Origin of the sequence: Selenomonas ruminantium subsp. lactilytica TAM6421, from assembly GCF_000284095.1 — a bacterium.
GTDB classification, from domain to species: domain Bacteria; phylum Bacillota; class Negativicutes; order Selenomonadales; family Selenomonadaceae; genus Selenomonas_A; species Selenomonas_A lactilytica.
Map to the genome: position 1 here is coordinate 552,342 of NC_017068.1, position 11,642 is coordinate 563,983.

Genomic DNA, 11,642 nt, shown 5'->3' on the forward strand with positions numbered 1-11,642 from the left:
TCAATTTTTTGGGAAGCAGGCGGAAAAAATCTGTAACAATGTATCGAAATCGTTTCGGCAGGCTGTGTTGTCGCGTTTTAATTGATACAATAAAAATCAAGAAGGAGCGTGACAGAAATGAATTATCTGGCTTATGATGTGGGCGGCAGCAGTGTGAAATATGCGTTAGTAGATGAACAGGGCAACCTGGCAAATAAGGGCAGCTTTGTTACTCCTGCCAGCCTGGATGATTTCTATACAGAAGTGGTAAAGGTCTGCCAGCAATTGGGCAAGGGCCGGGAGCTTACCGGGGCTGGTTTCAGCATGCCGGGGGCTGTAGATAATGAAAGCGGTGTGATCGGCGGCAGCAGCGCGCTGGATTACATCCATGATTTTCCCATCAAGCAGGCGTTGGCTGCCCGTTTGGGTATGCCGGTAAGCATGGAAAATGATGCCAATTGCGCGGCTTTGGGCGAAGCCTGGACCGGTTCAGGCCGTGATTATGATTCGCTGGCATATTTTGTCGTAGGCACTGGCGTGGGCGGCGCTGTTGTGCATGACAAGAAAATCATCCATGGCCCCCATCAGCATGGCGGTGAGTTCGGCTATATGGTGATGAATGATGAGTACGAGATCCTGAGCGAAGTGGGTTCCACGGGCGGCCTCTGCCGTCAGCTGGCTAAGCTCCGCAATGTGCCGGAAGATACTTATGATGGCCGTCAGGTTTATGAAATGGCGGCGCAAGGTGACGCGGATGCCCAGAGACTCATTGACAATATGTATGAGTATCTGGCCAGAGCGGTCTACAATATCCAGTACACTTATGATCCCGAGGCCATTCTCTTTGGTGGTGCTATCAGTTCCCGTCCGGACTTTATTCCCGCCATCAATGCGCGGGTGCAGAAGATTCTGGAAAAGGTCGGCGTAGCCCGGGTAGTACCGAAGCTTTTGTCCTGCCAGCATGGCAATGACGCCAATCTTTTGGGGGCGGTGGCGTCACTAATCAAGTCCGGGGCACATTAACCGCGCTGCAAATGGAAGCCCTGCTGGTTGGGCGCAGAGTCAGCTCCGGTCAACGGAAAAGTATTTGTGCCCGAGAAGTCGGTCTGTAGTTTTAGTGCGTTTTGCGGGCAGTTACCGCTGCAAAGACCGCAGGCTGTACATTTCAGCGGGGAAAAATGCAGGCGTTTGGGGCTGTCGGCTTCCGCTTCGGTGATGGTAAGGGCCTTTTCCGGACAGAGCACGGTGCAAAGGCCGCAGCCGTTGCAGCCGGCTTGCAAGATGAGTCCGGGGAAAAGGGGACTTGGTTCCAGGTCAGGCTGCTTGTTCAGCCAGACCACCGGATCGAAGGCGTATTGACGTTCCGTCTGCGCCTCGGCCATTTCCGTGGCACTGTCCTTGGCGGCGGCAAAGAGGGAACGGAAGAAGGAACGGCGGGGAACATCGGCGGTCTTGCCGGAAGCTGCTTTCACCCGCACCAGTTTCAAGGGCGCTTTTTTGGCCGCGGCCAATGCTTCGTTGCAGGTGGCAATCTCAGCGGTGAGCCATTGGGCAACGGCGGGCTTGCATTCCGCGCAGCGGGAGATGTCCAGCGCCAGCGGCTTTTGGCTGGCCAAGGCCCAGAGCAGGCGGCGGTTCAGTGCCCCTAGACAGGGCATTCCCTCCGGGGAGACCTTGTGGCACATCAATACCTGAGGTTCCAGATTTTGGGCCGCGGTAAGGCAGCGGTCATAGTCAGCATCGCTGTGGATGGCGCCGGTGGGGCATATGGCTGTACAAAGGCCGCAGTTGTCGCATTTATCCCGGTCAATCTGACGGTTTTGGATGGCCTTCTGCGGACAGATGGATTCGCAGCGGTTACAGGTCACATTGGTATAATGGAACAAGCAGCGGTTCAGGTCGATTTCACGTTTGGCCATGGCTTCAGCAACCTTTCGTTAGAAAAATTCATGCTACAATTATAACATATTGCAGGCACAGAATATTATCTTTGCAGTCTCTCCTGAGGGAGGGGCTGTATTTTTTTATACATCATTATCAAAATCTAGTAAAAAGATATAATATATATGATATTTATTTATGCTATAATAAATGCGAATGATACAGATGTGGGTAAAGGTGGCGATATAGATGGAAATAACGGATAGATCCGGCCTGCGGGCAAGTATCTTCCGGCAGTTGTCAGCTTACTATGCTGGAGACTTAGCGGCAGGGGCGGAAGCAGCCCGACTGATTGGTGAATTGTTGGGGCTGGTGGTCACTCTGCCTGCTGGAGGCAAGGTTTCCGTTCTAAAAACTACGCGATGGAATGACAAAAATCACAAGCAGAAACCAATGAAATAGTGTATAATACTTAGTAAGAGCAAACAAATAAAACTCCGAGCAAAAATATCTAAGGCGATACACAAAGCTATGATATTGCGCCGGGGCCCTGCGGGAAACGGCAGGACCTTCCATTTTGAAAAGGGGTATCGTTCTGAATGAGTATTAGGCGAAGACTATCCTTTTCGTGTGGAGAGGATAGTCTTTTTTAGTTGGGAGAGCGTATACGATGAAGGAAATGCGTACCGAAGAAGCCGTGGGACAGATTCTCTGCCATGATCTGACGCAGATCATCAAGGGGGTGATCAAGGACGCCCGCTTCCGCAAGGGGCATGTGATACAGGAAGAGGATGTGCCGGTGCTGCTTTCCATGGGCAAGGATCATATCTTTGTCTGGGAAAACGATGACACCGTGTTGCATGAAAATGATGCGGCAGAGATCCTGCGGCAGCTTTGCCAGAATGAATATATGACGGCTTCGGCGCCCAAGGAAGGTAAGATTGAACTGACGGCCACGGTGGACGGCGTTTTTCAGGTTGACGAGTCAAGGTTTGATGCGGTCAATGAGCTGGATGATGTGACCATCGCCACCCTGCCCCAGAATATGCCGGTAAAGGCCGGGCAGAAACTGGCAGGCATGCGGGTGATTCCGCTGGTCATCAAGAAGGATAAGATGGAGCAGGTCAAAAAGGTGGCCGGAGGTACGCCGCTGCTGCGCCTGCGCCCCTATCAGCAGGATCTCAAGGTGGGCGTGGTCACCACGGGGACGGAGGTCTTTTTAGGTCGTATTGAAGATACCTTTACGCCGGTGATTGAGAGCAAGCTCAAAGCTTTCGGGCTTAAAATCGACGAGCACCGCCTGTCCGATGATGTGGCGGAGCATACGCAGAAGCATATTGAAGAACTGGTTGACTTAGGTATGGATATGGTTATCTGCACCGGGGGCATGAGCGTAGATCCGGATGACCGCACGCCGGCGGCTATCCGGGATGCAGGCGCAGAAATCATCACCTACGGGGCGCCGACGCTGCCGGGGGCCATGTTCCTGCTGGGCTATATTCAGAAAGGTGGCCGGGAGATTCCCGTTATGGGCCTGCCGGGCTGTGTGATGTACGCGGGGCGGACGATTTTCGATCTTGTCCTGCCGCGGGTGATTACGGGAGAGAAATTGACACGCAGGGAAATCCGCCATTTCGGGATCGGTGGCCTCTGCATGAACTGCAAGGTCTGCCATTATCCCGTTTGTGGATTCCAGCATTGAGGGAGGGATAACGATGCAGGTCTTATCGTTGGAAAAAGCTGTAGAACTGCTGATGGAACATTGCCATAGGGTAACGGCGGTGGAGGAAGTGCCATTGCTGTCTGCATTGGGGCGGATCTTGGCGGAGGATTATATGGCGGGATTCGACAATCCTCCCTTTGACCGCTCGCCCTTGGATGGCTATGCCTTTGCCGCCGAGGGCACCCGGGGCCATGATGCGGCAGATCCCGCCAAATTCAAGATCATCGGTGAGGAATGTGCGGGGGATTTCTTTGACCAGCCTGTGCCGGTAGGATCGGCCCTGCGCATCATGACCGGCGGGGCAATCCCCAAGGGCTGCAACTGCGTGGTGCGGCAGGAAGATGTGCAGGCCGAAGGGGATACGCTGACAGTGCCCTTCAGCATTGAGCCGTACACGAATTATTGCTATGCCGGTGAGGATATCAAACAGGGCACGAAGCTGGCTAAGAAGGGCACGAAGCTTACGGCCGCCCATATCGGCGTGCTGGCAAGTATGGGCTTTGCCACGGTCAAGGTGCTGGGCAATGTGCGCATTGCCATTGCCAGCACCGGGGACGAGCTGTTGCAGCCCGGCCAGCCGCTCTCTCCCGGAAAAATCTATAACAGCAATCTCTATCTGCTGGCCAGTCGTTTGCAGGAATTGGGTTTCAATCCGGAAATCGTGGGCATCCTGCCCGATGATGAAGATCAGGCAGCCAAGGTCATTGCCGGTTACAAGGACAGAGTCGATGTGTTCCTGACTACGGGGGGCGTGTCTGTGGGCAAGAAGGACATCATGCACGGTGTGGTGGAAAAAATAGGCAAACGCCTGTTTTGGCGGGTATCCATGAAACCCGGCGGCCCGGCGCTTACCTATACCATGGGGGAGACGTTGGGCATTGCCCTGTCCGGCAATCCCTTTGCCGCCTATGCCACCTTCGAGCTGATGGCGGTGCCGGTATTGGCCAAAATCAGTGGCAATGAGAAGATCCTGCCGGAACGCAGGCAGGCAGTATTGACGGATGCTTTCCCCAAGGAAAGCCGCGGGCGGCGCTTTATCCGTGCCTACTATGAAAATGGCAAGGTGCGCCTGCCAGAGCAGCATGCTTCGGGCAGCCTCTTTTCTGCAGTGGGCTGCAATGCCTTTGTGGATATTCCCGCCGGTACGGGGAAGCTGGCCAAGGAGACGGAAGTGGATATCGTCCGACTGTATCGTGTGAAGTAAGGATTGGATTTTATGCTGGACCAATACGAACGGAAAATCGAATATGTGCGCATCTCCCTGACAGATCGATGCAATCTGCGCTGCCGTTACTGCATGCCGGAGGAGGGCGTAGCCAAATTGCGCCATGAGGATATCCTGACCTTTGCAGAAATCCTGCGCGTGGTGCAGGGGTTGGCGTCCTTGGGGGTGAAAAAAGTCCGTCTGACCGGCGGCGAGCCCTTGGTCAGACGCAATATCACAGAATTGATTCGGGAAATCCGGCAGATTCCCGGCATTGAGCAGGTGGTGCTGACCACCAACGGTGTACTGCTGCTGGAAATGGGGGCTGACCTGGTGCAGGCCGGGCTTACAGGCCTGAATATCAGCCTCGACACGTTAAAGCCGGAGACTTTTTCCCAGATCACCCGCCGTCCTTTGTTTGCGCGGGTTCAGGCTGGTGTGGAACATATGATGTCCTTGGGGCTTAATAATATCAAGTTCAACTGCGTGCCCATCTATGAGGTCAACGATGGGGAAATCCCTGCGTTGGCTGCCTTGGCAAGGGACTATCCGGTCAAGGTGCGTTTTATCGAGCTGATGCCCATCGGCTGTGCCTATGAGGTGGGGTATGAGGGCGTGCCCATGGACGAAGTGCGGGCGCGGCTGGCCAAGGCTTTCGGCTCTCTGCGGCCGGTGGGGAGAAAGATGGATCGGCTCCAAGGCCCTGCAGAATACTACAAAGTGGCCGGCTTCAAGGGGCAGGTTGGTTTTATCGATGCTATGGAGCATAAGTTCTGCCATACCTGCAACCGGGTGCGGCTTACGGCTGAGGGATTCCTAAAGCTCTGCCTGAACCAGAAGACGGGGCTGGATCTGCGGGAGCTGATGAGAAATGGCATCAGCGATGAGAATCTGAAACTGGCTCTGCGGCAGGCAATCTACCGCAAGCCGGCAGAACATTTATTTACCGATAGAGAGAATACCGCGCGGGACAGCCGCGCCATGTATCAGGTGGGAGGCTAAGTTTTAATGGGCAAGATTCATGCGTTGTGCACCAGCGAGAAAAAGGGCACCCTCAAGACGCAGGTGGATAAAGTCATTTTTGCAACGGAATGGGGCATCCAGGGGGATGCCCATGCAGGCAAATGGCATCGGCAGGTGAGTTTCCTGGGCTTGCAGGAAATCGAGAACTTCCGCAAGCTGGGAGCCCAGGTGGAGTTCGGTGCCTTTGGGGAAAATATCGTGGCCGAAGGCTTTCGCTTCAAGGAGCTGCCTGTGGGCACCCGCCTGAAGGCTGGTGAGGCTTACTTTGAAATCACCCAGATCGGCAAGGAATGCCATAAGGGCTGTGCCATCCGGGAACAGGTGGGCGACTGCATCATGCCCCGGGAAGGTATATTCGGACGGGTGCTCCATGGCGGCGAAGTCAAGGTGGGGGATGAACTGGAAATCCTGCAGCCCGGGGAGAAACTGCCTTTGGAGGCAGCCATCATCACCGCCAGCGACAAGGGCAGCCGCGGGGAACGTGTAGACGAAAGCGGCGTGAAGGTGGCCGAAATGCTCACCGCTGCGGGGTATACCGTGGTGGAGAAGACCATCCTTCCCGACGAGCAGACACAGATTGAAGAAAAAATGCGGGAACTGGCGGCAAGGGGCATTGCCCTGATTGCCACCACCGGCGGCACAGGCTTTTCCCCCCGGGATATCACCCCAGAGGCAACGCTGGCGGTCTGTGAAAGACTGGCCCCCGGCATCCCCGAAGCCATGCGATCCCTGTCCTTGAAAATCACGGATAGAGCCATGCTCAGCCGTGCCCAGGCCGGCATCTGCCGCCGCAGCCTCATCGTGAACCTGCCCGGCAGCAGGAAGGCCGTGGAAGAATGCTTAGGCTTCATCCTGCCGCCCCTGCAACACGGCATCGACATCCTGCGCGGTGAAGTAGGCGAATGCGGGCGGCATAAGTAAATATACGCGAAAAACACGCTACAATCTCAAGGTACTGTAGCGTGTTTTTGTATTAACGTTTCATATTGATCATGGTTTCGAGCATTTCATCACTGACCGTGATGATCTTGGAATTGGATTGGAAACCTCGTTGGGTGATGATCATATCGGAGAATTCGTTGGCGATATCGACGTTGGACATTTCAAGAGCAGAAGCAGTAATAGTTACGCCTAAGTCAGAAGCTGTGTGCGGTGTTGGTTCTTTCCCCTCAGGAAAAGAATTCATTGATGCTTGATAAAGACTACTTCCAATTTTGGTAAGGCCTGAAGCATTAGTAAACTGTGCAATAGCAATTTGTGCTTCTGTTTGTTTTACACCATTAGTATAAGTAGCAATGATAGTTCCGGAACTATCAATGGACACAGTTTTCAATGTACCCGCTGCATTCCCATCAGTAGTAGAACTAATCGTGTTTCCTCCAGAAAATTGCGTTAAGCCTGCCAAATTAATTGCTACGGATTGATCATCTGCTCCATTTGTGTAGCCTAATGATAACGTGCCATCTCCTGAAACATATTTGCCATTTTCATCGAACGTTAATGATGTCTTATTAAGCGTCACTGATGTAGTTGTACCGTCAGTTTCTGCAATAGTCGTAGACTTTGCTCCATTAGCTAAGCTTAATTCCCATGTATTGCTAGCAGTCTTGGTAATGATTACTGGCACTGAATGCGACTTACCAAGGCTGTCATAAACGGTTGATGTCGTGGTTATAGAAGGGTAGAAAGTTTCCGTGCTAGAATAATCCACCCCGGAGAGTCCCGTTAACGTTGTCCCATCACTAGTAACAATAGAAACTGATTTTACCTCACTTCCACTAAACAAGAATGTCCCCGGATCGGAACGCGCAATAGTCTCTACATTAGATGTTGAAGTCTTAGTATAGCTGCTACCTAAAGTTGCAGTAGAATCAGCAGTCGTTTTATGCGTAATCCCATCTATTTTCGTACTTTCTGCAGTAATAGTTGCACCTACATCAGCCGTTCCACCAGTAACAGTGAGCGACAATGTAAAAGTATCATTTACAGACCATGCTCCATTAGGCGGAGTAGGCACAGTCACGCTTGTCACATTATCATCACCCGTAGAATCAAATGTTAATTTAACGTTTCCATCGGGAAGCGATTGTACTTCACTAATTGTCTTGGTGGCCGTGTATATGCTACCAATTTTATATGTACCTGAATTAAGCGCTGCAGTAGTACCAGTTGCATCCATATCAATATAGCTACCGGGGATGGCATACTTCAATTTAATTTCACCATCATCGCTACCTGTTATTGAACTTACAGTGTCTGTCCAAATATCACCTGCAGCACTACCCGTTGTAAAGGTTTTTCCCGGATCTGCGACCTCTGTTGTACCATCAGCCAAGGTAATTGTAATAACACCTGCGGCTTCTACAGGTGAATATGATGTTGTATTCGTTGTAGTCCCATCAGCATAACTAACAATGATGCTACCTATTTCATATCCAGTAGTAGTAGCGTTTATATTATTACTATATGTTGATGTTGTAGTTAATGTAGGATCCATGCTTTTGCCAGCAGCGATAGTTATATTTCCAACATCTCCTGTCGAATTTAAAACACCATTTTCAGCCATCCACCCCTGAACATACATACCATTCCCAGGCAATACATAGTTACCATCAGCGTCAAACTCAAATGCACCATCACGGGTATAGTACGTTTCATCCCCCGATTTTACAATGAATAGCCCATTTCCTGACAAACACAAATCTGTATTTTTTCCTGTAGCTTGTACAGAACCATCAGTAAAAATTGTATCTATACTTGCTACACCAACCCCCAAGCCTATTTGCTTAGGATTGGTACCACCAATGTTTTCCGTAGGTGAAGACGCACCTGATTGTGTTTGACTCAACGTATCAGCAAAAGTCACGCGACTGGATTTGAAGCCTGTGGTATTCACATTGGCGATATTATTGCCAATAACATCCATTCTGGTCTGATGGCCTTTTACACCGGAAACTCCCGAATACAGCGAACGCATCATGATAAATCTCTCCTTTACATCAGCTGTTGTTGCAAATCAAGCGACGTTCCTTGTCAAGTCCGTTCCTGCCAATCCCTGCCGAACGGTATATAGTTTTTCCCTATGATTAGGCACCGTTCAAAAAACTATACTTTTTTGAAAATATCCTCTTAAAATAGATGATATATATTTTTAGGAGGTAGATTTATGATAAAAAATTATGGATATGTACGTGTCAGCACCAAGGAACAGAATCCGGATCGTCAGTTGAAGGCTATGGCAGAAGCTGGCATTGAGTGCAAAAACATCTTCATGGACAAGGAATCCGGCAAGGATTTCGATCGTCCGGCGTATAAACGGATGCTGCGCAAGTTGACTAAGGACTCCGTACTGTTTATAAAATCCATTGATCGCTTAGGCCGTAATTATCGAGAAATCATGGAAGAGTGGCGCTATATCACCCAGATAAAGGGGGCAGACATTGTGGTGCTGGCTATGCCTGTGCTGGATACGCGCCGTCATAAAAATCTGATGGGCACCTTTATCAGTGATCTGGTACTTCAGCTGCTATCTTTTGTGGCAGAAAATGAGCGTTGTAATATACGTCAGCGTCAGGCAGAGGGTATCGCTGCTGCAAAGAAAAAGGGCGTGCGCTTTGGCCGCCCTCAAAAACCAGTTCCGGATAATTTTCATTTGCAATGCAAACTTTGGCACAGCGGCCAGTGCACGCTGGCACAGGCCGCTGCCGCTTGTCAAATGCCGCTTTCGACGTTTTATAGCAAGTGCAGAGATGTGATGAAATAGGATACAAAAGATGTAATTTTGTGAAAATAAAATTTTTACTTAAGAAAATTCCCATTTGCTCCGATAAACATTGTAGATTAGGGAAGAAAAGCTTTTCAAAAAAGTATAGGTTTCAAAAAACTTTCTTTCCATAGGAAAAAACTATAAACGCCGTCATGCAAGGATTCGCAGCACGGCATTTGACAAGGAACGTCGCCTAGTTCTAACAGTGTATGGGATAAAGGAGAGATTTATCATGATGCGTTCGTTATACTCTGGTGTTTCCGGTGTAAAAGGTCATCAAACCCGTATGGATGTTGTAGGCAACAACATAGCTAATGTCAATACTACTGGTTTTAAATCCGGTCGTGTAACCTTTGCAGATACTTTGAGTCAGACGCAGTCCAGCGCAAGTGCTCCAACAGGTAATTTAGGTGGTACCAATCCTAAGCAAATTGGCTTGGGCGTAGGGGTAGCGACTATTGATACATTGTTCACTGATGGTGCAGTGCAAGCTACGGGAAAAAATACGGATTTGTGTCTGTCAGGTAATGGCCTGTTTGTTGTGAAAAGCGGCAGCGAAACCTATTATACCCGCAATGGCGCTTTTGAATTTGATGAAAGCGGCAATTATGTTCTGCCGGGAAATGGCATGAAAGTACAGGGGTGGATGGGAACAGACGGTGTAGTGTCAACCACCGGAGCCATAGAGGATATTGTCATTCAAACAGGTAAGTCAATGGCAGCAAAGGCTTCAGAAAAAGTAACGTATAGTTATAATTTAAAAGCCAATCCACCAGTTGTCACGCAATATTCCTTTACCGATGGTACTAACTCCTATACCAGAACTACCGATGGTTATTGGATTGAGGCATCGGCAACGCAGCCTGTTACGGTTACGTTTAGTGATGGCACTAAAACTACATATACTTCAGGCACATATACAATCGGTCGCTCTTTACCTGTAACTACGTCATTTAATTTTTATGATAGTTTGGGTTCTGTGCATACAGCTACAGTCTTACTGGAAAAGGCTGACGTAGGAACCTTGCAATATACAGATACTAATGGTGATACTATCACAAAAACAGGTACTGCTTGGTCAGTTTTATTAGGCTCTACAGTAGATGTTGCAGAAACAGACGGTTCTACAACACATTATGATTTAGGTGGAAATACTTTAACCTTTGATGAAGATGGTATTTTGCGTGAAGCTACTAGTTTTGCTACCCCTACGACATTAACAGCTGATCCAAATACAACGGTAACCACCCCGTCGTATACACCAAGCCAAGTCGGTACTACAAGTGCGGCTACTATTGCTTTGACCGCTACCATTACTGCACCTAACGGATCTAGCACGCCACAATCAATGACACTGGACTATAGTGGTGTGACATCCTATGCGGATATTAATACCGTCAATGCGGATGCGGATGGCAATGCAGCCGGTACTTTGAAGAGCATATCAATAGATAGTTCCGGTGTTATTACTGGCGTATACACCAATAGTGTTAGGCAGTCTGAGGCGCAGGTGGCAATTGCTCAATTCTCCAACGCATCTGGTCTTACCAAAACAGGCAGCAGTTTGTATCAGACATCTAATAACTCCGGTACACCTAATATAAAGGCTGCAGCTGACCTTGGCTGTTCCATCACCCCGTCCGCCCTCGAAATGTCCAACGTGGATATCGCTAACGAATTCTCCGACATGATCATCACCCAGCGTGGTTTCCAGTCCAATTCCAAGATTATCACCACCAGTGACGAAATGCTTGAAACCATGATCAATATGAAACGGTAAAATAAAATGACCGGCAGTTCCAAGGAGCTGCCGGTTTTGCGTTGCAAAGTAGTTTTAGGCGTTTTGGATAACAAAAAGCCACGGAGTGGGATTGACTCCGTGGCCTCTAGGGAAGGGATGATAAAAAATTTGAGAAATGGGAAGCAAGAAGGGTGGGATTATTCCTTCTTGTTTAGGGAATCAATAGGATTAGCAACTTGGGGGATTAACCAAGTATTTCCTATCGACAAACATATAATAGCAAAGTTTTATGAAAAAAATATGTAACTGCGGTTACAAAAGGATT

Annotated in this window: 11 protein-coding genes and 1 riboswitch; of the genes, 9 read left to right on the forward strand and 2 right to left on the reverse strand. The window is 49.6% G+C overall.

The window, feature by feature from the left end; translation table 11 throughout:
• Nucleotides 1-117 precede the first annotated feature (117 nt).
• On the forward strand, nt 118-1,002 hold the full coding sequence (locus SELR_RS02535; RefSeq protein ID WP_014423634.1) for an ROK family protein: 885 nt from the start codon (nt 118-120) through the stop codon (nt 1,000-1,002).
• Here SELR_RS02535 and SELR_RS02540 read toward each other — a convergent pair.
• A complete protein-coding gene (locus SELR_RS02540; RefSeq protein WP_014423635.1) occupies nt 999-1,898 on the reverse strand; it encodes a 4Fe-4S binding protein in 900 nt (299 codons plus the stop codon). The two genes, SELR_RS02535 and SELR_RS02540, sit on opposite strands and share 4 nt — an antisense overlap.
• 211 nt (nt 1,899-2,109) lie before the next feature.
• On the opposite strand from SELR_RS02540, the gene SELR_RS02545 reads away from it, so the two are divergent.
• From SELR_RS02545 to SELR_RS02565, 5 genes are all read left to right on the forward strand, one after another.
• On the forward strand, nt 2,110-2,322 hold the full coding sequence (locus SELR_RS02545; RefSeq protein ID WP_014423636.1) for a hypothetical protein: 213 nt from the start codon (nt 2,110-2,112) through the stop codon (nt 2,320-2,322).
• Nucleotides 2,323-2,343: 21 nt separating this feature from the next.
• Nucleotides 2,344-2,464, forward strand: a riboswitch (molybdenum cofactor riboswitch).
• A 66-nt stretch (nt 2,465-2,530) separates the two neighbouring features.
• Entirely contained in the window at nt 2,531-3,562 is a 1,032-nt protein-coding gene (locus SELR_RS02550; protein WP_014423637.1) for a molybdopterin-binding protein, read from the forward strand.
• Nucleotides 3,563-3,575: 13 nt separating this feature from the next.
• Nucleotides 3,576-4,787 carry a molybdopterin molybdotransferase MoeA gene (locus tag SELR_RS02555; protein WP_014423638.1) on the forward strand — a complete coding sequence of 404 codons (1,212 nt, stop codon included), beginning with the start codon at nt 3,576-3,578 and terminating at the stop codon, nt 4,785-4,787.
• A 12-nt stretch (nt 4,788-4,799) separates the two neighbouring features.
• Nucleotides 4,800-5,789, forward strand: a complete 990-nt coding sequence (gene moaA, locus SELR_RS02560; RefSeq protein WP_014423639.1) for a GTP 3',8-cyclase MoaA — start codon at nt 4,800-4,802, stop codon at nt 5,787-5,789.
• A gap of 6 nt (nt 5,790-5,795) precedes the next feature.
• A complete protein-coding gene (locus tag SELR_RS02565; RefSeq protein ID WP_014423640.1) occupies nt 5,796-6,731 on the forward strand; it encodes an MOSC domain-containing protein in 936 nt (311 codons plus the stop codon).
• A gap of 52 nt (nt 6,732-6,783) precedes the next feature.
• Here the strand turns inward: SELR_RS02565 and SELR_RS02570 are convergent, their stop codons facing one another.
• Nucleotides 6,784-8,790 carry a flagellar hook protein FlgE gene (locus SELR_RS02570; protein ID WP_014423641.1) on the reverse strand — a complete coding sequence of 669 codons (2,007 nt, stop codon included), beginning with the start codon at nt 8,788-8,790 and terminating at the stop codon, nt 6,784-6,786.
• A gap of 186 nt (nt 8,791-8,976) precedes the next feature.
• Between SELR_RS02570 and SELR_RS02575 the strand changes: the two genes are divergently transcribed.
• The 3 genes from SELR_RS02575 (at nt 8,977) to SELR_RS02585 (ending at nt 11,623) form a co-directional block, all read left to right on the forward strand.
• Nucleotides 8,977-9,573, forward strand: a complete 597-nt coding sequence (locus SELR_RS02575) for a recombinase family protein (RefSeq protein WP_014423642.1) — start codon at nt 8,977-8,979, stop codon at nt 9,571-9,573.
• Between the two features lie 235 nt (nt 9,574-9,808).
• On the forward strand, nt 9,809-11,356 hold the full coding sequence (locus tag SELR_RS02580; RefSeq protein WP_014423643.1) for a flagellar hook protein FlgE: 1,548 nt from the start codon (nt 9,809-9,811) through the stop codon (nt 11,354-11,356).
• 36 nt (nt 11,357-11,392) lie between these two features.
• Entirely contained in the window at nt 11,393-11,623 is a 231-nt protein-coding gene (locus SELR_RS02585) for a hypothetical protein (RefSeq protein WP_041914238.1), read from the forward strand.
• Nucleotides 11,624-11,642 lie beyond the last annotated feature (19 nt).